At 31.5% G+C, this 22695-nt stretch carries 21 protein-coding genes and 2 pseudogenes; 19 read left to right on the top strand and 4 right to left on the bottom strand.

Annotation, left to right across the window (positions count from 1 at the left end; translation table 11 throughout):
- The first annotated feature begins 232 nt into the window (after positions 1-232).
- From FOT98_RS13850 to FOT98_RS13800, 11 genes and pseudogenes are all read left to right on the top strand, one after another.
- Positions 233-712, top strand: a complete 480-nt coding sequence (locus FOT98_RS13850; protein ID WP_063261000.1) for an SRPBCC family protein — start codon at positions 233-235, stop codon at positions 710-712.
- Between the two features lie 79 nt (positions 713-791).
- Entirely contained in the window at positions 792-3962 is a 3171-nt protein-coding gene (locus FOT98_RS13845) for an ATP-binding cassette domain-containing protein (protein WP_063260999.1), read from the top strand.
- Between the two features lie 394 nt (positions 3963-4356).
- A complete protein-coding gene (locus tag FOT98_RS13840; protein ID WP_061680380.1) occupies positions 4357-4698 on the top strand; it encodes a PadR family transcriptional regulator in 342 nt (113 codons plus the stop codon).
- The gene (locus FOT98_RS13835) at positions 4695-5207 is read left to right on the top strand and encodes a hypothetical protein (protein ID WP_144291074.1); all 513 of its coding nucleotides are present in this window, start codon (positions 4695-4697) and stop codon (positions 5205-5207) included. Before FOT98_RS13840 ends, FOT98_RS13835 begins: the two co-directional genes overlap by 4 nt.
- A complete protein-coding gene (locus FOT98_RS13830) occupies positions 5207-6682 on the top strand; it encodes a serine hydrolase domain-containing protein (protein WP_061680379.1) in 1476 nt (491 codons plus the stop codon). Before FOT98_RS13835 ends, FOT98_RS13830 begins: the two co-directional genes overlap by 1 nt.
- Before the next feature lie 91 nt (positions 6683-6773).
- Complete coding sequence (locus FOT98_RS13825) at positions 6774-7583, top strand: MerR family transcriptional regulator (protein ID WP_063262235.1); 810 nt, start codon at positions 6774-6776, stop codon at positions 7581-7583.
- Between the two features lie 369 nt (positions 7584-7952).
- Positions 7953-8399, top strand: a complete 447-nt coding sequence (locus FOT98_RS13820; RefSeq protein WP_063262234.1) for a MarR family winged helix-turn-helix transcriptional regulator — start codon at positions 7953-7955, stop codon at positions 8397-8399.
- Between the two features lie 32 nt (positions 8400-8431).
- Positions 8432-9363, top strand: a pseudogene (locus FOT98_RS13815) (acetyl-CoA carboxylase carboxyltransferase subunit alpha).
- 459 nt (positions 9364-9822) lie between these two features.
- Positions 9823-10074: pseudogene (locus tag FOT98_RS13810) on the top strand (helix-turn-helix domain-containing protein); the annotation flags it as partial.
- Positions 10075-10137: 63 nt separating this feature from the next.
- A complete protein-coding gene (locus tag FOT98_RS13805) occupies positions 10138-11100 on the top strand; it encodes a helix-turn-helix transcriptional regulator (RefSeq protein WP_061680376.1) in 963 nt (320 codons plus the stop codon).
- 74 nt (positions 11101-11174) lie between these two features.
- On the top strand, positions 11175-11807 hold the full coding sequence (locus FOT98_RS13800; RefSeq protein ID WP_063262233.1) for a type 1 glutamine amidotransferase family protein: 633 nt from the start codon (positions 11175-11177) through the stop codon (positions 11805-11807).
- Between the two features lie 127 nt (positions 11808-11934).
- Here the strand turns inward: FOT98_RS13800 and FOT98_RS13795 are convergent, their stop codons facing one another.
- The gene (locus FOT98_RS13795; RefSeq protein ID WP_235608007.1) at positions 11935-12591 is read right to left on the bottom strand and encodes a hypothetical protein; all 657 of its coding nucleotides are present in this window, start codon (positions 12589-12591) and stop codon (positions 11935-11937) included.
- A gap of 17 nt (positions 12592-12608) precedes the next feature.
- On the bottom strand, positions 12609-13835 hold the full coding sequence (locus FOT98_RS13790; RefSeq protein WP_063262231.1) for an MFS transporter: 1227 nt from the start codon (positions 13833-13835) through the stop codon (positions 12609-12611).
- A 134-nt stretch (positions 13836-13969) separates the two neighbouring features.
- Here FOT98_RS13790 and FOT98_RS13785 point away from each other — a divergent pair, with 134 nt between their 5' ends.
- The gene (locus FOT98_RS13785) at positions 13970-14524 is read left to right on the top strand and encodes a D-glycero-alpha-D-manno-heptose-1,7-bisphosphate 7-phosphatase (RefSeq protein WP_064774871.1); all 555 of its coding nucleotides are present in this window, start codon (positions 13970-13972) and stop codon (positions 14522-14524) included.
- Positions 14525-14573: 49 nt separating this feature from the next.
- Positions 14574-15149: a hypothetical protein gene (locus FOT98_RS13780; RefSeq protein ID WP_063262230.1), complete on the top strand. Its 576-nt coding sequence runs from the start codon at positions 14574-14576 to the stop codon at positions 15147-15149.
- A 42-nt stretch (positions 15150-15191) separates the two neighbouring features.
- Here FOT98_RS13780 and FOT98_RS13775 read toward each other — a convergent pair whose 3' ends face one another.
- Positions 15192-15908, bottom strand: coding sequence for an SDR family oxidoreductase (locus tag FOT98_RS13775; protein ID WP_063262229.1), 717 nt, complete (start codon positions 15906-15908; stop codon positions 15192-15194).
- A gap of 185 nt (positions 15909-16093) precedes the next feature.
- Here FOT98_RS13775 and FOT98_RS13770 point away from each other — a divergent pair, with 185 nt between their 5' ends.
- The 5 genes from FOT98_RS13770 (at position 16094) to FOT98_RS13750 (ending at position 20210) form a co-directional block, all read left to right on the top strand.
- Positions 16094-16432, top strand: a complete 339-nt coding sequence (locus FOT98_RS13770) for a winged helix-turn-helix transcriptional regulator (RefSeq protein ID WP_063262228.1) — start codon at positions 16094-16096, stop codon at positions 16430-16432.
- A 237-nt stretch (positions 16433-16669) separates the two neighbouring features.
- A complete protein-coding gene (locus FOT98_RS13765; RefSeq protein WP_063262227.1) occupies positions 16670-17533 on the top strand; it encodes a serine/threonine protein kinase in 864 nt (287 codons plus the stop codon).
- A 69-nt stretch (positions 17534-17602) separates the two neighbouring features.
- A complete protein-coding gene (locus tag FOT98_RS13760) occupies positions 17603-18355 on the top strand; it encodes a class I SAM-dependent methyltransferase (protein ID WP_063262226.1) in 753 nt (250 codons plus the stop codon).
- 194 nt (positions 18356-18549) lie between these two features.
- A complete protein-coding gene (locus FOT98_RS13755) occupies positions 18550-19344 on the top strand; it encodes a VOC family protein (protein ID WP_063262225.1) in 795 nt (264 codons plus the stop codon).
- A gap of 116 nt (positions 19345-19460) precedes the next feature.
- Positions 19461-20210: an aminoglycoside phosphotransferase family protein gene (locus tag FOT98_RS13750; RefSeq protein WP_063262224.1), complete on the top strand. Its 750-nt coding sequence runs from the start codon at positions 19461-19463 to the stop codon at positions 20208-20210.
- Positions 20211-20294: 84 nt separating this feature from the next.
- Here the strand turns inward: FOT98_RS13750 and FOT98_RS13745 are convergent, their stop codons facing one another.
- Positions 20295-21242 (bottom strand): phosphotransferase enzyme family protein, encoded by a 948-nt coding sequence (locus FOT98_RS13745; RefSeq protein ID WP_063262223.1) that lies wholly within the window; start codon positions 21240-21242, stop codon positions 20295-20297.
- Positions 21243-21435: 193 nt separating this feature from the next.
- Here FOT98_RS13745 and FOT98_RS13740 point away from each other — a divergent pair, with 193 nt between their 5' ends.
- A complete protein-coding gene (locus tag FOT98_RS13740; protein ID WP_063262222.1) occupies positions 21436-22512 on the top strand; it encodes a helix-turn-helix domain-containing protein in 1077 nt (358 codons plus the stop codon).
- The last annotated feature ends 183 nt before the right edge of the window (positions 22513-22695 follow it).

Here is a 22695-nt window from a genome sequence, read left to right as displayed (position 1 = left end):
CATTTCAGAAGTCGCAAATGCGGCTTTTTTTATACGTAAGTTTATTTTTAATAAGGAAATGGGCATATATGATATTTAATTCCTAATAAAATAGAACTCGATTTAGAAAATACTTAAGTTTTTCAGCGCCATTAACTTTAAATTAATACTTCGGTGACATAAATATTTATTTTATATTTATATTCGTGTAAAATAAAGTAAGAACATACATTCTGTGCAGGGGGTAATCAATATGATAGCTGAAATTGAAAAAGTAACTGATGGGTATATTGTAAAATTTGAACGCGAATTTCTATATACAATAGAGGAGGTTTGGTCTGTTTTAACAGAAAACAGTAAGCTTAAAAAATGGATGTCTAATTTACAAATTGAAAGCCTTAAAACAGGTGGAATAATAAAGTTTGACTTGATGGACGGTTCATTTATAAATATTGATATTTTAGAGTGTCAAGTAAACGCAGTGCTTGAATTTACTTGGGATAAAGATCGTGTCCGATTTGAAATACATAAAGAGGAAAATGGTACTCTTTTACTTCTTAAAGAATACATTCATGATTTAACAGATCATACACCGAAAGATATAGCAGGTTGGCATATTTGTTTAGATCTTTTTTCTTCCGTTCTAGAAGGAGAAGAAAAAGAATTTTCTAAAGATGAATGGCAACAGTGGTTTGAAATATATAAAGGTAAGTTTCTTGAAGTAAGAGGGTAATTACGTAATATAGTATATTTATTATGTAATTATTATATTATAAAAATGTCTTTTATGAAAAATAAGAATAGAGGTTAATATGAAAGTAAATCAATTAATTGCTAATAACATAAATAAATTAGATACAGCTATCCCATTTAATAAGTCGTTTGGAATCGCTGGTTTATCAGGATCAGGTAAAACAACTTTTTGTCAAACGATTGGCGAAGAATCAAAAAAACGATTAGTTTCTTTATTGCCAAAGGCTGAATATCAATATTTATTTCCTAATATTATGGAAACAAATTTTAGTGCTATTAAGATGGAGGATATGCCTTTAGTACTTTTTCTAGGAAAATCATCGATTTCTTCTAACCCACGTTCAACGATAGGTACTCATACTGGTGTGTTTACTGAAGTTCGCGAAAAACTTTCTGAAGTATTTCATCTTTCCCCTGAGGTTTTTTCGTTTAATAATCAGTTAGGTTGGTGTACTGGTTGTAAAGGCCGAGGCACTACTAAAAATATTGAGTGTAAAAAATGTAAGGGAAAACGTTATAGTGAAGAAATCGAACAACATACGATAGATTTATTTGCTAAACCACATACAATTTCAAATATTAATGATTTAAGTGTTGAATCTATTCTTTCGTTAGCAGAAGTGTTAAATATTAGTGAAGCAAAACAACATATACTGCAAAATATAATTAATATGAACATTGGTTATTTAACATTAAATCGAATTATGGGTACATTGTCAGGTGGAGAGTTAACACGACTTTATTTGGCTGAATTCATGGCAGTAAGTGAAAATGCTGTCATTATTATTGATGAGATTTCAGTTGGACTTGATCATGAAACATTATTACAAATATTAGAAGAGATTAAGCAGTTAGGGTGTAAAAATCAAATTTGGCTTATTGATCATTCAGATACAGTACTGGATACAACAGATGAGCAATTGTTCTTTGGGCCTGGTAGCGGAAAATATGGTGGACAAATTGTGAAAGAATCACCAAGACTAAAACCAATACTGTCGGATCTAAATAAAGAAGTACCAACAGAATATTATACATTCCAAGAATTATATTGCCGTAATATCCAAATGACGGAGTTTCAAATTCCTAAAAATAGGCTTGTGACGGTTACAGGAGAATCTGGATGCGGAAAATCTACACTTGTTAACGAATGTTTAGCTACAGATTTCTTGAAACGATATCCAAAAGATAAACTAGTTATGGTCGGACAAGATCGAAATCAATCCATTACAAGTCGATCAACTGTAGCCACTTTCCTAGATATTAAAAAGAAACTAACAAAGTATAGCGAAGAAATTGATGATATTTTTGAGCGTTCGATTGAGGATATTATAGATGAACTTCCAAATGAAGATATTGCATATAAACGCTTGAGTCTACTTATTAAATTAGGACTTGGTTATTTAACGTTAGAACGAAAAACACAAACATTATCAACGGGTGAATTTCAATGTGTTCATTTAGTTTCGGAGTTATTTGCGAACACTAGAAATCCACATACATTATTTATTTTTGATGAGCCTTCAAAAGGTTTATCACAAAATATTTTAAATCAATTTATAGATAGTGTTAGAGCTATATTGCAAGATGAATCAGTCTCTATCATTATGATTGAACATAATAGTTACATGTTAGAAAGCTCTGATTATATTGTAGATTTCGGGAAAAGACAGCCTGAATCTATAAAGCATCTTGATGTAGTAAGTCATGAAGATTATTATCGCCAAAAAAGCAGTGTGAATAAAGCTGAGCAAATACATATTTCTTCAGCGCTTAAGCATAAAGAAGGCGTTCACTATTTAGAAGAAAATCATATTAACTATTTTAAAAATGCCGAAAACATTTATAAGGGTGGTATTTTAAAAAGTTTATCATCAATGGCCCGTTTAATTTATGGTGAATATGAATCTGATACAATTGCACCTGTTGTTGCTATTGATCTTGAAAGACATTTATATAGTCAATATAGTTTCTTATATGAAATTGGTGGATTAATTAATCATATTGTAGCTGCTCATCCAACTAATAAAGATACGAGAAGTTTTGATTTCTATTCACAGGACAATCATTGTCCATCTTGTTCTGGACGTCTTCAAATTGAAGTTTTCGATAAAGAGATTACAATTCAAGATAAAAATGTTCCATTTTGGGACGGTTTATTTGATCCGGAAATCATGAAAGTCTTAAAATTTTATCAATATGAAAAAATAGAATTTCTATTTGAAGAAATAAAAAATGAGCTTGGTCACGATTTATCAAAGAGCTATAATGATATGTCAGAAGAAGAAAAGCACACGTTTTGGTACGGATATTTTGAAAAATCATTTTATGATAAAAAAGGAAAGACACGCAGAACATGGGTAGGATTTAATACGATTATTGGTGGATATATTGTTATTTCTAAAGCAGCTATTAAAGAAGAAATTAAGTCTTCTAAAGAAATGATGACATGTCCAATTTGTGAGGGGACGGTTTTAAAGCATCATAAACCCCTTAAATTTGGTAACTTTGATATTCGTGAAATGATCAATCAACCAGTTGATGAAGTGTTGAAAATAGTCGGTGATTTACCTGCACTTCATAAATTAAAGTCTATAGTTGGTGGCGATATGAGATTGACAGAAGATGTTTCTTTATTGCCAAGAAAAGCACAAGTTGCACTGAAAATGTTTGAATTAGAACAGGCAAGCTTTTCAAACTATGAAATGGTGTTACAAAATGTTTTACCATTCTGGGATGAAATAAAAGGAAATATTGAATCCATTAGTGTTAATAATCAAGTAACTGTATGTGATTTCCCTAATGTTTATGAAACGAGAGAAAACATTATAGATAAGTATTTCACAAATGGTAAATATAAAAAGCTTACGTATGTATACGAAGCGTTTGGATACAAAAAGTTAGTTACCCAAATCAATAAAATTAGAAAAAGTAACCCATGTCCATTTTGTAAAGGAAAGAAAGTTATAACTGAAGATAATTTACATGATGGTGTCTTTAAATTAACAATCCCATGTGTAACATGTAATGCAACTGGTATTAATGACGAAGGGTTAAAAGAAGTTGTTGAGGGCGTGGATGTACAAACATGGTTAACTGGAAAAGTTAGTGATGTTGTGGATGAGAGCTTATTAACAGAAGCTGTTTCGCAAATACCAATTTTTAATCGCATTCGCGAATTGGATAAACGAGAAATGATGGCGGTTTATGAATGTCTTGAGAGTAATCAATAAAATTTTATTAGTTAAGGTGTTATTAACATAACTTATATAAAACGTATATTCTTTATAATGTTAATAATAACGCAGTTTAATTATTACAAGGTAATGAAAAGATCCAATTTCTTAATGTCACAATTAAGAAATTGGATCTTTTAGTTTTTTTATGTCCCGCATACAATATTTTCCACTAAGGAAAGAAGTATAAGGGAAGGAGAGATAAACAAATAAAATTGTGAAATGATTGATATATTATGTAATTATTATATTATAAAAGAGATAAATAGGGGTAAAAAAGTTCGTGAGTGATAATATTTGTTTAGTAATCTTTTTGTTTTGTTATCTGATTTTTTAAATTTAACAGAAATATATACTTGAATGAAGTATATATTTCTGTTAAATTTATCCTATGGATAGAACAAGTTTAATTAAAGGTCATTTAGAAATGTGTGTATTATCTATTTTGTCGAAAAAGAAAAGTTATGGTTATGAGATTATGAAAGAACTTGAAGTAAACAATTTAAAATTGAAAGGAGTAGGAAGTATTTACCCTATTCTAACTAAGTTGAAAAATCAAGAGTGGGTTAATACTTATCAAGAAGTAACAGACAGTGGTAAAGTTAGGATTTATTATGAAATTAATGAAAACGGGAAAATACGTCTTGAGAAAAAAATTAATGAGTGGTTAGAATTGCAATCGGATATTCAAACATTATTAAAAAACGGCTCGAAAGGAGACCTTCTGAAATGAGGAATAGATTAATAGGTAAAGAAAAGCAATTTTTAACAGACGTACTTAAGGAATTACAGCAATACGATATTAGTTTAGAAGAAATGGAAAATGTTAAGCGACAAATATTAGAACATATTCAAGAATGTCGTGATCATGGTGAAGATAGTATAGATGATTTAGGTACACCTCAATTATTTGTTCAAGATTATTTAGAAATAAATGAAATTGATTTACAAGTTAAAATGAAACAACTTAAAAATGAAAAGGGTAAATTAAACAAATCTTTCTTACGCGGCATATTCATCGCAGTTATTACTTACCTCATCTCGCAAACTACATTTACAATATTTTTAACTAGATCATTAAATCCAACTAATAGTAAAAATACATTTCAGTATAATCTTCTATATCGTATTTCAGAAAATCAATGGTGGAATTCATTATTAATAATGATTAGTTTTATGCTCTCTATAGTAGTATTCATTAGTTTAGTAAGTTATAAAAAAAGAAAGCTCTCTAAAGCATAATGAAGAATGCAATCTATAAAATATCTCTAATTTATATTCTTTGTAATGTATTAATGTTATGTATTACAGATCCAAAAGTTTACGCTCAGCAAAATATTAAAATTGCATTGGATAAGTATATTGAAAAATTTATAAAAGAGCAGAATATTCCAGGAGCTTCTGTTGCAATTGTACATAAAAAAGATGTATTTTTCACAAAAACGATAGGAATTACTGGAGAATCTGAAAAAAAGGTAACTAGTAAAACACCATTCGCAATTGGCTCAATAAGTAAATCTTTAACAGCTTTAGCTATATTGAAATTAATTGAAGATAAAAAAATAAAATTAGAGGATTCAGTTCAACAACACCTTCCTTGGTTTAAATTAAAAGACAATCAATTAACCTCCACTATAACAATTCGAAACCTACTAACTCATACAAGCGGAATAAACACATACGAAGGTTTGGCATTATCAGATATACAATCCAAAAGTTCTTCAGCTTTAAAAGAAAATGTAAAGAAACTTTTAAATGTAAAATTAAATGCCTCACCAGGAGAAAAATATCAATATAGTAATGCGAATTATATTGTTTTAGGTGCTCTTATTGAAGAGGTCACAAATGAAACGTATTCATCATATATGGAAAAGCATGTTTTTCAGCCGTTAAATATGAATGGTGCAGCAGCAAGTAAAGAAACTGCATATGAAAAGGGTTATTTAACAGGTTATCAGTCTTGGTTTGGCATACCAAGAAAAAGTGTAGTGTCCTATGATAATTCTGGGGCACCGTATGGCTATATTACTGCAAATTTAGAAGATATGATTCAATATATTATGTTTTTGAATCGGCCTGAGGATGCTCAATTTTTAAAGCAAGAAAACATGGATCTTTATCTTTCACCACTTTATAAAATAAATTCAGAAAAAAGTTATGGTTTTGGATTAAGAACAACAAATATAAATGAAAGCGAAACGATGATTTGGCATTCAGGATCCACGCCCGATGCTCGTGCAGAAATATTTATTTTAAATAAAAGTGGCTGGGGTGGTGTTATTTTAACAAATAAAAATCATGTATTAGAAGAGCCAGCGTTATCAGTGTTGAAAAATGGGATTATTAGCATTTTGAATGGAAAAGAACCAATTGATCCACCTAGAAACATACCATTTACACAAATTGTTATGTCGATAGTTATACTCGTGCTTTTCATTTCGCCAATTATGTTTGTTAAGAAGTATAGGCATAAGAAAAATGTTGAAAAACTAACTTGGTTATTTGTAGGAAATTTATTTCTACTATTATCTATTATTTTCATCCCGCTTCTTACTTATAGTACAAGCTCACCATGGAAAACAATTAAAATATTTGCGGCAGATGTAGCCTTTCTTACAAATATTATAGTAACTTTATTAGTTGTGAACGGATTAATATCAATCTTTATAGCCTTAAGACGGAAGAGAGTAAAAGGGGAAATAATTAAAGAAATATAATTCAAGTGTTATAAACAGTTGACTCTCACACGATGTCATTGTTTAAGGTGAAGTTGAGCTTCGAAGTAGATGTAATTTATGGGAGGAAAATATGTTTAAAATAGGTGACTTTTCAAAACTATCTTCCATTAGTATTCGTATGTTGAGACACTACGATAAAGTAGAATTGCTACAGCCAGTAAAAATCGATGAACAAAGTAGATATCGATACTATTCAGCGGCCCAATTAAAGAAAGTAAATCAAATTCAAATGTTAAAAGATATGGGGTTTAATATTGCTACTATTAAAGAAATAGTAGCAAGCGATAATATGGAAGTAATAAAATCACAATTTGAAAATCGTAGTGCTCAAATAAAGGATGATATGGATGACCTCCAAAAACAATTACGTCTTCTCGAAGCCTCAATGAAAACGATGAGAGAGGATGTTGTTGAGATGGCCTATCATGTTTCAATAAAAGAAATTCCAGAAAGAGAAGTAGCTAGTGTTAGAAAGATTATTCCATCATATAATCGCGAAGGGGATTTATGGGGTACATTAATGCAAGAAATTCAAATGAAAAGTATTAGTATTGCCCATCCGAGTTATAGTATTGCGGTTTTCCATGATCGTGAATATAAAGAAAATGATGTAGATGTAGAAATACAGCTAAGTATTTTAGGTAGGCATGAAAATACAAAAGACGTTACATTTAAAAAAATTGAATCCACTAATGTAGCTTCCATAACGGTTAATGGAAGTTATGAACAGATGACAGCTGTAAATGAGGCTGCAGCAAAATGGATTGAGACAGAAGGTTACGCATTAGTAGGCCCGATGTTTAATATTTACCATGTAAGCCCAGCGATGGAATCGGATCCTAATAAGTGGGTTACAGAAGTTTGTTATCCAGTTAAATGATGATAAAGAAAAAAGGCATATAATTAATGCCTTTTTTCTTTATGGGGTATTGTCACATGCCCATCAACTTAAGAATTTAGAACTTCCCCAAAAAAATTATGAGTTTTTTGTTACAAGTTATCACAAAATTTTCGTTTTTTAGGTAGTTTTATTTTCTTAGCTTGATTGCGATGAGCGGTACCCCATAAAGTCCCCTGATACATAATTGATGTTCTGCCATTTGTAGAAAACAATCCACTTATCCCATTTTAACAAGGAGAAATATCTCGTCCATGTTGTAATATTGGCTTACGTTAAGCTTGTGAAAAAAACATATTCATGTATAATACAATTGATGTATGATACATTAGTTGTAGGAGGGTGACCTATTTGAAAAGAGAAGATGCCTTAAAACTAAGAACAGTTATTAAGAAAATGATTATAATAACTGGGGTTTTTGAATCTCAAAATTTGCCCAAAGGACCATTTGAAAAACCTTTACCAACTTCTCAAATGATGGCGTTAGAGGAACTAGAGGTAGAAAAATTAACTGTTTGGCAACTATCCAATAAACTTAGATTAGAGACTTCAACTGTAAGTAGATTGGTAGATAAGTTAGTAAAAAAGGGTCTTATTTATCGTGAAGTAAATGAAAAAAATAGAAGAGAACTTTTTCTGCACCTCACAGAAAAAGGTCACATAACTGTTAATTGCTTAAGAGAGCAATCCATTACATTTTATCAAAGTATTCTCAATAATTTATCAGAATCAGAACAAAAAATAGTTGTGGATGGTTTTGAATTATTTATTGATTCTATTTCTAAGTCTTTTGATTAGAGTGAGGTAAGTCATAACATTTGGAGGATAAAATGAGTTTGCATTTTGAACGTCCTATTATTGAATTAAAAGAGAAATTTGATGAATTAAAGAAAATAATGTAGATTTATCGTCAGAAATTCATGAATTAGAAAAACGTTTAAATAAAATGCAAGATAAGATTTATTCTAATATTACACCTTTTCAACGAGTTCAAATTGCAAGGCTACGTAACCGATCTACGACATTGGACTATATACCTTTATTGTTTACAAACTTTCTCGAACTTCATGGTGATCGATTATATGGTGATGATAAAGCAATGATAGGTGGTATTGCAAAATTTAAAGGAATGCCCGTTACGGTTATTGGTCATCAAAGAGGTAGAAATACAAAGGAAAGTATAGAAAGAAATTTTGGAATGGCACATCCAGAAGGTTATAGAAAAGCGCTAAGACTTATGAAACAAGCTGATAAATTTAATCGCCCTATTATTACATTTATTGATACAATAGGCGCCTATCCAGGGGTAGGGTCTGAAGAACGTGGAATTTCTGAAGCGATAGCTCGAAATCTATTTGAAATGACTACACTTAAAGTGCCAATTGTTTGTATTGTAATTGGAGAGGCATCAAGTGGTGGAGCTCTTGGCATTAGTGTCGGTAACCATATCCATATGTTAGAGTATTCATGGTACTCGGTAATTTCGCCAGAAGGAGCAGCATCTATCCTATGGAAGGACGCTAAGTATGCTCCAGAAGCTGCTGAACATATGAAAATTTCAGCAAAAGATTTAAAACATTTAGGAATTATTGATGAAATCATTCCTGAAATTAAAGGTGGAGCACAAAATGATATAAAATCACAGGCAAAAATGATTGAATCTGTAATCGAATCATCTCTAAAAAAATTGATACTATTATCCTCGGAAGAGCTTATACAACAGCGGTATGAAAAGTATAGACAAATAGAGAATTATAAATGAAAATATTTAGATTCTCGCAAAAAAATTTCAAATATTTTGTAAGTAACCTCTTAAACTGGGATATGCTGATACTATTACTCTACAAAAGATGTGTGATCGGTATGGAAAAGGAAAATTTGTTCAAATGGAAGCATTATCACATACCCATCAACTCAAGAAATTGATTGTTCCCCAAAACGAAAAAATGAGCTGAATTCTCATGAATATCTGTAAAAATATGGAAATTTCGTTGTGGGGGGTATCTCAAAAGCTTAGGTTGATGGCAATGGGGTATCGTCAGGGAAATACGGATTTACAATGATGCTAAGCCTTTTTTTCTGACGATTCTCCCGTTTTTAACAACGTTAAGAAAGTTTCAGTGGTCTTAAAGAATCTAATTAGATCACTTTCTCCGAATTAAAATGGTATTCTCCTAGCAAATTAATATGTTCCCAGCAAAAAGGTGACATATGGTGCAATATTATGGTTATGGCGGGTGTAAACCAATCAGAACGTGATCTTATCCGTATGCGGTAGCGTGAAGGAATTGAACTGGCTAAGAAAAAAGGAAAGTTTAAAGGTCGGTTAAAGAAGTACTATAAAAATCATGCAAGAATGAATTATGCAGTAAAGCTTTATAAAGAGGGAGATATGACTGTGAATCAAATTTGTGAAATTACAAATGTGTCTAGGGCTTCAATATATAGAAAGCTATGGGAAAGGAACAGTTGATGAATTATACCGAAAATCGGAAATACATAATAGAAAATAAATTTGATATTGAGGTGGAATTATATGCCTAAAATTGACAATATGTTAGCGATTCTATGGATGCTTCGTTCAGGTGAAAAAATTACTGCAAAACAAATTTCAGAAAAGTTAGAGATGAATATAAGGACTGTGTATCGTTATATAGATACAATTTCAACAAGTGGCGTACCTATCATTTCAGAACCAGGACATAACGGTGGATACACTTTATTGAACAATTTTATTGAGGCGCCTCTTTTTTTTGATTTTGAAGAGCAAACTGCACTATTTCACGCTGCTGTTTTTGCAGAAGAAGCCGGATATTATGGAGGTGAAGCACTAAATCGGGCCATTTCAAAACTAAGTAAATACTCAAATCAAGAGCAGGAAACAAAGATAAACCAACATTTAGCTAGTCTTGAAGTAATAAGTCGATTAAGTTCACTCCCTATGGAACCTTTTTTGAAGGAGTTGGAGCAGGCCGTAGCTGACGGCTACTCAGTAAAAATTCTTTACCATAAAAGTGGCGAAAAGCAATTAAATTATAGATTGGTCGATCCGTACAAAATTATCTATTGGAATAATAAGTGGTATGTGATTGGATTTTGTCATCTTAGGAATGATATCCGTAGTTTTAGAGTAGATCGAATTGAAAGTCTAATGCTAACAGAAAATAAGTTTAAACGACCAGAAAATTTTTCAGCACGTGACTTTTTTATAAATGGTCTTCTTCCAACTATAGAAGATAAGGAAGGGACTATTTCTTTGGTTATTAATGGGGATAAAAGTGTATTGGCTGATATTTGCCAACATTGGTTTTTAGGACATTATTTACAAGAACGGACTTCAAATCAAGCAGTTTTTCTTCTTGAAAAAGATATATTACATACATATGTACCTTATTTACTTTTACCGTACAATAAATCTATTAAAGTTATTGAGCCAATAAGTCTTAAGAAAAGACTTATTGAAGTTCTTTCGGAATTAATAAAATTTCATCAAGTATGATAACTTCCCTGACGTTAACTGTCAGGGAAGTTATATTATAATAGCTATATAAATTGTGATTGGAGTGTTATTGGATGCAAACAAAAAAAGCATTTCTATATGTATTTAATACAATGTCGGACTGGGAATATGGATATTTAATTGCGGAATTAAACTCAGGAAGATATTTCAAAAAAGATTTAGCACCTTTAAAAGTAATTACAGTAGGAGCTAATAAAGAAATGATTACTACTATGGGAGGACTGAGCATAAAACCAGATATTTCCCTTGATGAATGTACTCTTGAGAGTAAAGATCTTTTAATTTTACCAGGAGGGACTACTTGGAGTGAAGAAATTCATCAACCTATCTTGGAAAGAATTGGCCAAGCTTTAAAGCTTGGTACTATTGTTGCTGCAATTTGTGGTGCAACTGAGGGCCTCGCGAATATGGGATACTTAAATACTAGAAAGCATACAAGTAATAACTTAGAATATACTAAAATGGTATGTCCTAACTATAAAGGAGAAAAGTTCTATGAGTTGGAATCTGCGGTATCTGATGCGAATTTAGTTACTGCATCAGGAATAGCTCCTCTGGAATTCGCAGTGGAGGTACTGAAAAAAATAGATGTATTTACACCAGATACAATACATGCATGGTATAACCTAAATAAGACTCATAAACCTGAATACTTCTTCCAGTTAATGAATTCAATAAATAAATAAGTAAATAAATGAAGTAACTGAAAAGCTCATTTTCTCTATTTCGATTTGTAGAGATAATGAGCTTTTTAATTTAGACTTTCCTTATCGTTGTAAATCCGCATTTTCCTGACGCTAGCCATTTATCAATTTATCCGTAAATATCAAGAGAAATTACTTCTTGATTCGATTCGTCAACTACTAGCACAATTTCATTTGCAAATGTACAAAATGAGCGGAGTGTAATGGAATCCTTTAATGACTCTTTTAAAAACCAACCTGTTGGTACTAAAGAAATACAACCCTCTTTTTGAAAGAATGAATGTTTGAGGAAATATGCTATTTCTTGAGTTTCTTTTAAGAATATCGGATCAATACAATCGAATAGTACAGAATAATATTTTAATGTTCTTCTACCGACAATTCTATTAAAAGAACAACTTCGGTATAAATCAGGCACTACAGGATATATACCGTTAGTTAGAAGTGCTTTTAAAGTTTGTTTTGATTCTTCCTTTAAACCTATCATGAAAATTTCATGTAATTCATTATTAATATAAACTTGTTTCACATCTTTATAATGAGGGATTAATTCATTTTTAACTATATTTAAAGTAATGTCATTTGTAATGGGAAAGGACGTATAAACGTCCTCTTCAAGTATGAAATCCATGCCACTGAAAAGTTGGCAAATTGGACTGAGAGAAGTCTTTGAAGATACAGGTGGTGCCTTTTCTATATAAAAATCTTCATTTATAGTAGGTGCTGGATATTTTTGCTCTTCGATTTCAATTAACCAATCATACATAATTATCTTTCCTTCCATCATAGTTTTCGTATCGGACTATATAACGCAATAATAACTTCAAGTAGCTTCGTGAAAGCAGCTAAAGCAAATACAAGTACTGGATTATAGGCTGAAATAATACCTCCTACTAATGCCCCGAGTGGCATGGCTAATCGTGTAAGTACACGTGAAAATCCTAAAACCCTTCCTTGCATATTTGATGGAACAGTTTCCTGGCGAACTGTGGCTACAATTATATTCCATGCAATATTGCAAGTCATTGCAATACCGAAAGCAATGCCAGGAGCAAACCAATATGTACTCCAAAGTGCGAAAGTTAAGCCAATTGCTCCAGCGAATAGGAGTAAAGGAATTAGGAGGCCGCGCTGCAATCTCTTTTCTAAAGGAACTGCAATCAAGCTTCCTAAAATCCCACCGATGCCAATTAATGAATAATTAAAGCCACTTTGTTCCGGGGTAAGTTGCAATGTGGATAGTAAATAATACATGAATACACCTAAAACCGCACTTGCTCCAAAGTTTCCAATCATAGCTTGAAAAGATAAAGCTATATTTAAGCGATCATTTTTGAGCCATTTAAACCCATTAAACAAATCCGATAGAATATTTTGAAGTGTATTTTTATCATTATTTTGGCTGTTTACAGTTTTAATTGATGGTAATAACATCACAGCAACTAATGTTGCAATAAATGAAAGAACATTAATCCAAAGCACTTGAAAGCCTCCAATAAAAGATATGAAAATCCCAGCTATCATTGGACCAAACAAACTAGCCAATTGATTAATCATTTGATAGAAAGAATTAGCCTTCGTTAATGATGCTCCTGCGATGTGTGGAATGACTGTAACAGTTGTTACATCAAAAAGCATAGACATAACTGCTAAGATAAAAGTAATTATGTATAAATGCCAGATTTCTAATAGATGTAATGTATGTAGAATGGGAACAAGACTTACTAAAATAATATTGGTGATATCCGCTATCCAAAGTAACTTTTTTCGATCGTATCTATCAATTATTGCACCAACTAAAGGGCCAAATAAAACAATTGGCAATACATTTATAGCAAATAAAGAACTCATAATTACAGCTGAACCGGTTAATTGATAGGCAATCCAAGGAAGCGCAAAAGTATACAGTGAATCCCCGATTCGTGAAATGAGTAAACCAAAAATAAATATCTTGTATTCTTTCGAAAAAGTTGTCTTTACGGTAACCTTGCGTTCTAGTATAAATTTCATAACTGTTTGAACCACCTTTATTATAGAGGAATTTTAAAATCATCCGTCCAATATTTGTTATGTATAGAATTCTGTAATTTTTAGATGAATCCTACTTTTTAGGGGCATTTTAAAATCTAAAGGAGGAAATAAAAATGAAGGCAGTATTTTTAGATAGAGGTGGGACAATTGGAGGGACAGGTAGAGGTATTCACCCGAATGAATTTACAATATTTGATTTTGCACCTAAAGCAATTCAAAAGTTAAATAACTTAGGATTAAAAGTGTTTTTATATACAAATCAAACTAGAATTGGAAGGGGATATTTCACCGAAAAAGAACTGCTTAAAGGATTTCAAAAGATGCAACAAATTTTAACAGATGAAGATGTATATATAGATGGAATGTACTATTGTCCACATAAAATGAATAATAGTTGCGACTGCCAAAAAACGAATATAGGTTTACTTTTGAAAGCAGCGGAAGAACATGGTCTATTCTTAAAAGAATGTTTTCTTATTGGAGATACAGGGAGTACAGATATGATTGCAGCTGAAAGGGCTAATATGAAAAAGATTTTAGTGGGAACAGGATGGGGGGAAAGCTCATTAATAAAGTATAGAAATTCGTGGAAAGAAACAGTACCTGATTATATAGCGCAAAACCTACTTGATGCTGCGTGTTGGATTGAAGATAATTTAAATACATAATAAAATTATAGTAAACTATTTTGTTCAAAGGTCGTTAGGAGGGAAAATGTTGATACAAATAGATAAGAATGTGCGAACAGCTGGTGCATATGTAGTGTATAAAAATTTATTTGTTTTTCAAGTTGGTCCAACGAGTAAAGGGGATACATTAGGTGTAATAAGGCTGGGGGGACATAAAGAAGCCGTTGAAACGGCAGTAGAAACTGCTAAAAGAAAAGTGAAAGAAGAAGCTGCTATCGATATTGCAATATACAGTTCACCAAGTACATATTATAAAGAGAATTGGAATGCACAATCAAAGAAAATAAGAGTAGAAAATGAAATCAATCCAATATTAATTATTGATAGCCCAGATGAAACTTTATCTATTATGTATATGGCACATTCAGAATATGAACCAACTCCATCCTCTGAAACAAACGGGTTATTATTGCTTTCAGTAAGTGATATTAAGCTAATTTGTAGTAAGGAAATAACACTAAACGATTATATTAAACAAGGTGGAATGGCTATATTGAAAGAAAAAATAAATAAAGATTTAATCTTACAACCGTTTCCGCAACTTATGTTTTTAGCGGAACTTTTAAAAGAGGATCCTATATGGCTTCAGCAGATTCTAAATTAGCAACAAAAGCCACCTTTATAAGTGGCTTTTGTTTTACATAATTTAATGGTAAGTGTATCCTCCATCAGGAAACAGTACATTACCTGTAGAAAAACTATTTTGCATTAAATATAGTACAGTATGCGCAATTTCATCATTGTGCCCAGGGCGTTTTACAAGAGATAGAGATTTATAAGTTTCATAAGCAGCTAGTCTATTTTCATTTTGTTCATTCTCTCTTTGTATTGTTCCGGGAGAAACAACATTAACTCTAATTGGAGCTAGCTCAACAGCTAAAGCTTTCCCTAAACTTTCAATAGCACCATTACATGCTCCGTAAGCAGGTGCTCCTTTAAGTGGCCTTTGACTAAATGCACCGGACATTAATACGATAGATCCAGAGTTTGAAAGAAAAGGAATTGCATATTTCACGGCGTAATATTGTGGCCAAAACTTTCCGATAAAGCTGCTTTCAGCAATATTATCTGTAGCGGTTATTGGTCCAAGTGAGTAGGAGGCACCTGGTGTAAATAAATGATCAAAATTGCCAACTCTTTTGAAAAAATCTTGTAATTGGTTTTTATCTTGGTTATCCAATACATAAGTCTGAAGATGATTGTTATTAATTACTTCTTGAGCAATCATTAATTTTTCTTTGGATTTTCCTGCAATAATAACATGTGCGCCTTGTTCAATTGCTTGTTGTGCTGTTGCAAACCCAATACCAGAACTCCCACCAATGATAATGATTCGGCTACCTTTTAATGTAGTAATAGACATATTTAAGCCACTCCTTTAATAAAAACGTTAAAATAAAGTTGTTATGCCTTTATTATTCGCTAAAAGATAGCAAGTGAAAAGTACGCACTTTTTATGTACATAGTCGCATATTTCGTACTAATCACTATTCATGCGGATATGCAATGTGAAAAAAGATTTGTGATGTCAGAGGAGAGGTGTGAAAAATGGATTTACAAGAACCGAAGTTAAAAGGAGTAATAGCAACATTACAAATAATCGGTGGGAAATGGAAACCACTCATTTTGTTTATATTATTAACAGACGGAACAAAACGGTTTGGTGAAATAAAGCGATTAATACCAGATATATCTCAAGGGACGTTAGCAAAGCAATTGCGGGAATTAGAGCAAGATCAACTAATAGAACGCGAGATTTATCAAGAAATACCACCTAAAGTGGAATATAGTTTATCAGAGCATGGAAAAACAGTAAGTACAGTGTTAGATAGTATGTGTGGTTGGGGAAGAAGACATTTAGATTATATAAATAAAAATAAACTATAAAATTATTATGTAAACTATCTGTGCACATGAAATATATTTTCCTTATAATTTGTATTTTATAATATATAATAGAAAGTAAGAATATTTCGGTAGTGATTGAATGAAATTAAGGACCTTTATTTGAAAGGAGTGATGTTTTATGAAGAAACAGACGAAAGTAAAGTATGAGGTAAAAATCATTTGAGTATGCGTATCATGCCTCTATAAACTACGTTCGCTCAAAGCTAGGAGCAGCGCATGATAAATATTACAATAGGAAAAAATCAATACCCAATAACATTAGCTGAGGAACATAGTTTTGATTGGTTAAAGGGTGTAGAAGTATTTACTGTTTTTGATCAGCAAGATTCAGGAAATATTAGCTTTGGTATTATTGAGAATGGACAACGCTATTTTTTGAAGTATGCTGGTGCACGTAATTTAGAGTATAAAGGTAATGTAGAGGATGCAATTCAACGATTAATGAAAGCAAAGGAAGTATATGAACAAATTCAACATCCTTTACTAGTTCCATATATTAATTCGATTCAAATGAAAAATGGATTTTGTTTAAGGTTTCATTGGATTGATGGGGAATGCATGCACAATCATTGGAACTTTACACCGTTTGAAAAGCACCATTCACCAAATTCGCCTTTTGTGAAGTTAAGAAAATTATGTGTGTCGAAGAGACTTAACATATTGACACAAATTTTTGAGTTTGCAGCATATGTGGAGTCACTAGGCTATGTCATGGTTGATTTTTATGACGGTAGTATTTTATATAATTTTGAACAATCAAAACTGACGATTTGTGATATTGATTTCTTTCAAAAAACACCTGTATTCAATGAAATTGGGGAGGGTTTTTGGGGAACAGCTCGCTTTAAAGCACCGGAGGAATATGAACTGCATGCACAAATTACAAGCGAAACGAATGTGTATGTGTTAGCCGGAATTGCTTTTTCCTTTATCGGCGGGAAAAATGATAAAAGCTATGAAAAATGGGAAAGTACACAAGAATTATATAATATATGTAAAAAAGCGCTACATAAAGAAAAAAGTAAAAGGTACCGTACTGTTCAAGCGTTTTATGAAGCTTGGCTTGCGTATATAGAATAAATAATTGATGGCTCATTTTCATTAAGAAGCTATGGAATATATAAGCATCAACAAAGGGGAAAGCATAAAATGAACGAATTAGAGTACAAAAACTTTTATGATAAAGTAGGAAGAATAAATGGATGGGATTTTAGTAAAGTAAAATGTGAAACTGTAGGAGATACATGGGATTTTTATAGTGAGGTAAAAGAAAGATGCAAGCCATCACATATTTTACTTGATGTTGGTACAGGTGGAGGAGAAAATGTACTTAATATATCATCTTCAGCTAAATTGTTAATCGGAATAGATAATTCTAATGGCATGATTGAAACAGCACATTCTAACTTAAAGAAATCAGATGTACAGAATGTTGAGTTTCTTCAAATGGATTCTGAAGCTTTAACGTTTCCACATGCGCATTTTGATATTGCTTCTAGTTGTCACGCGCCATTTATAGCATCCGAATTAGCAAAAGTAATGAAAAAAGGTGCTTTGTTTTTAACGCAACAAGTTAGCGAACATGATAAATTGAACCTAAAAGAAGCATTTGGAAGAGGACAATGCTTAGGCGAAAGAGATGGAACTTTAAAAGAAAAGTGTATGGCTGAACTTATAAATGCAGGATTTGAACTCGTGCAAGTACGTGAATATGATGTTACTGATTATTACAGTACGGCTGAAGATCTCATTTTCTTATTAAAACATACGCCTATTATTTCTAGGTTTGGAGAAGAGGATGAGGATTTTACTATTTTACAAAAGTTCATTGATGCAAATAGTTCTGAGAAAGGGATCCGTACGAATTCAAAAAGGTTTATGATTATTGCTGTAAAATCATAATGTGTTTTATTGTAGAAGCTGCTTTTCGTTTGAGGAAAGGCAGCTTTTTTGTATGGAAACAATGCAGGATAAATTTAAATATTCATACTAAAGTTGTAGCTTTTATATGAAAAATCCACCCTTCTGTTTGATTTTATCTATTTATAAGTGTAATACAATACGAATAGATAATATGAAACAAGGGGGAATGTAACGTGATTACACATATATCAGATATAAAATTACAAACGGTTTCGATAGAAGGGGTAAAGCAAGTATATAAGGACATATTATCTTTTCCAATAAAAAAAGAAACGGCATCATTTATTCAATTTGAAGTAACACCTTATACAACCATTAGTTTTCAAGAAGTATACGAACCAATCGCACCTGCACATTTCGCTTTTGAGATTCCATATTCAAAATTCCATGAAACAGCAAGATGGCTAAAAGATTCTGGATTACTCATTGTGAAATGGCAAAATGGAAATGTAATTGGTGAAGAGAATGGTCTATTCAATGTATACTTTAAAGATGGGGATGGAAATCTACTCGAAATTATCGCACATAGTTATATTAAAGAAGATGTATTAGTTCCACATTCCCCTTTAAATATTTTATACGTAAGGGAAATTGGTCTTCCTGTTAAAAGTGTACCCGTATTTCGCGAATGGTTGAAATCAAATCTAAATATGAAAACGATGGAAGATGGGGATATTTTCAACTTTGTTATAGGGGGCACAGCATATATTGTTGCAACATGGTGGCAACGACCTTGGATTCCGATTGCGATGAAAGCTTTACCACCGAAAGTGCATGTTTCTTTCGGAACACCAGATCTTGCATTTTTACAGCAAATCCAAATTAACTTTAAGAGAAATTGTGTACCATTTCAATGTAAACATAATGAAGTATCATTTATTGAGCAAGGATATGCATTTTCAATTGTGCATATACCACATTTTCCTTCCAATATTCCTAGTAAATTAAACTTACCACTTTCTATTTAAGGATAGAAAGTGGTAAGTTTTTTATATTTTCTTAGAGAAGGGTTTCCGCATAATTACACTGAATTTATATAGGAGTATAAAGTGTCAGCTTAATTTACAGTAAGGAGAGAAATGAATTGAATTTAGGAAATCCGATAGCTAAAGGGAATACAGCGGAAATCTATCTCTATGATAGTAAGGTTGTAAAATTATTTAAAGAATATCTTCCAGATACAGAGTCTATAAATGAAGCAAAAAAACAAAAATATGCTTATTCATGCGGGCTACCAGTTCCAAACGTATTTGAAGTGACAAAGATACAAAATAGGCAGGCAATTATTATGGAATACATAAAAGGAAATAGTATTGGTGATCTCCTGCTAAATAATCTAAATGAGGCAGAGCATTACATAAATATTTGTGTGAATGAACAAAAGAAGATTCATTCTATTCGTATGAACACAGATGAAATAGAATCAATGAGAGAAAGATTAGAGCGACAAATTAAATCTGTTTATAAATTGGATGAAAAACAAAAGGGAAATATATTGAATAAGCTACATTCAATCAAATTTGAACCAAGATTATGTCATGGGGATTTTCATCCGTTTAATCTAATTTTGAGTAATAAGAGTGTGAATATTATAGATTGGGTTGATGCTAGTTCAGGTGACATTCGTGCAGATGTGTTTCGGACATATTTAGTGTATGCACAGTCTTATATAGAATTAGCGGAAATGTATTTGCAAATATATTGCAGGAATACCGATCTAACAAGAGATGAAATTTTTCAATGGGCTCCTATTATTATTGCAGCTAGATTTGCTGAGAGGGTATCTCCGCAAAATGAATTGTATTTAAACAGATTATTGAATCAGTATTTATAAGTAATGAAACAAAGGTTGTCTAGTAGCTAATTAGTAAATGCTGTTGTTTAACTAAATTTTCCTTGTAGTTAAACAACAGCATTTTTAAACATTAATATAGGTATATTTAGTTTCGATCTTCAGCCTATAAAGGTTCATTATCCGTACTTGTTCCTCAGTTAATTCTTCTTTGTCCCAATACATATGCATTAAGCTATATTCAAAAATCTCCTTTAATTTAATAAACATAGGCAACTTGTCTATCATCTCTTTAGGTAGTTCATTTTCCTCTTGATATCCGTCAAATATTGCTTTTGTAATAGAACGCTCATAGTCTGCGATATTTCCATTTCCGACAAATGAATATTCTATCGCACTATAAATAGGAACTGCTAAATCAAATATATAAAAATGTTTTTCACAGTCTTGAAAATCAATCATTGTTAAGTTTGAATTGTTTTCAACTAAAATGTTTTCTAGCCATAAATCACCGTGAATTAAGCCGTAATTTGAAGTGGATTTTTCAAGCCCCTTTATAGAAGTTAAAACGTCAGAGGCAATTTCTCTTATAGTAGTTTCAACTTTAGGAATATACTTAAGAAAATTATATTCTTCATTTTCATACCAATCTTTTATATGTTTAACCGGTTTAGTCTTTTCAAAGCTTTTAGAAATACGATGTAATTTTCCAATTTGTTTACCAAGCTTTTTAAATATATTAGAATTCCATTCGCACCTTGGTAAATGTATACCAGGCGCAGCTTTATATAATACGGAAAAAATTTCCTTGTCTAATGTTAACCTTTCTACTAAATTCCCATTAAGAGAAGTTATTATTGGAGGAACTGCTAAACCATTTTCATATAAAAAGTTCGTATATGTAACTTCTTCTAACTGTTCTTCATATGTTTTATAGTTTGTAATTCTAATGAAGTAATTACCTTGTTTTGTAAGACATTGATACATTTCATTCGTTATGGGTTTCATGTTAATAAAATTTAACGAATATTGTTCATTTATTAATAGAAGTATTTCTTTTTCGCGATCGTTCATTGTAACGTCCTTTCTAAACTGAAATTTTTTGACCATAGAATTAATGATTCTTAATTTACAACATTCGTGCTTTATTTTTGATTTCCTTTAAAATGAAGCATGACGTAATGAATGGCTCATGTTATAAAACACAAGAAATATCAAAAGAAAGTAATGAACATCTTTTATAATGCCTTAATAAGGGGGGAAGTAAATGAATGAACATATACAGAAGATGATTGATTGGATTGAGAGCAATTTAAAAGAAGAATTTTCATTAAATGAATTATCTCGTTATATGGGTTATTCTCCGTATTACTGTTCTTTTAGATTTCACCAAGTAACAGGCAATAGTATTAGGCGCTATATTCTTTTGAGAAGATTGTATTTATCTACGGGGGATTTGACGAATGATAGAAAGATAATAGATATTGCATTGGATTACGATTATTCTTCTCAAGAGGCTTATAGTAGAGCTTTTAAGAATGTTTTTGGAATGAATCCAAGGGAATTCCAGCTTAACAAAATGCCTATTCAGTCATTTATTAAACTAAAAATAGAAGGGGAGTTTAAAATGAACGTTTCTAGAAAATTAGAGGTTGAGCAGTTACGAAATGCGAAAAGAGAGCTGTTTGATAAAGATGTACTAAACATATTAAATGGTCAAATGATGTATGAAGAATTTAAAAGTGAAAAGCTAATGGGTGATTCTGAATATGCACCATTTAATGAGGCAATGTGTGTGAACCTGGCTACTACACAAGTTTTTAATGAAGAGTTTATTAAAACAAAAGCAGAAGGTCATAACAGTTCAATAGAAAGTTATACAAAAAAGGTTATAGATCCGTTAGAAAATCTATTTACGAAAACGTATAAATGTATTGTTTTATGGTTCGGGGAAGATATGTTTTGCCAAATGAATCTACTTACCATGCTTTCTTACCTTGAACAGTCTTCTTATAAAGGGAAGGTATACTTAAATAGTTTCAGAGAGGATGAATTTAAAATAGATCAAATTGAACTTGAATTGGGGAATTATTCATCTATATACAATGAAGTATTAGTAAACCATAAAAAGACTTCCCGTAAGGTACCACCTGTAATGTATCAGGCTATAGACTTATATTTAGAAATGCTAAAAGAAGATAATATCGTAATGAAATTCATCTCTAAAAATCAAGGCTTATCAAATCATGAATTATTAATAAAGTTGTTTCAACTTTTTCCAACAATCGGATACGGTGATTCTCAGTACATAGAATTGATAAGTCAACTACCCCCACTGAGATAAAACATTTCAGTGGGGGCTTGAGTTAGAACACTAGGTCTTTTCGTCTATCGCTAGACAGTTTGACGCTCTAGCATTCATGCTACCATATGGTAACACCCCAAGTATGTTTTTGGTTGGTACTGGCAACGAACTATCGTTTTCCCACTTGCACCACCCTTTCGAAAAAGAGCAGTTCTTCCTTAT

The sequence above is a fragment of the Bacillus sp. HY001 genome (genome assembly GCF_007558965.1).
Taxonomy (GTDB): Bacteria; Bacillota; Bacilli; order Bacillales; family Bacillaceae_G; genus Bacillus_A; species Bacillus_A mobilis.
This window is presented reverse-complemented; position numbering and strand designations above follow the sequence as displayed.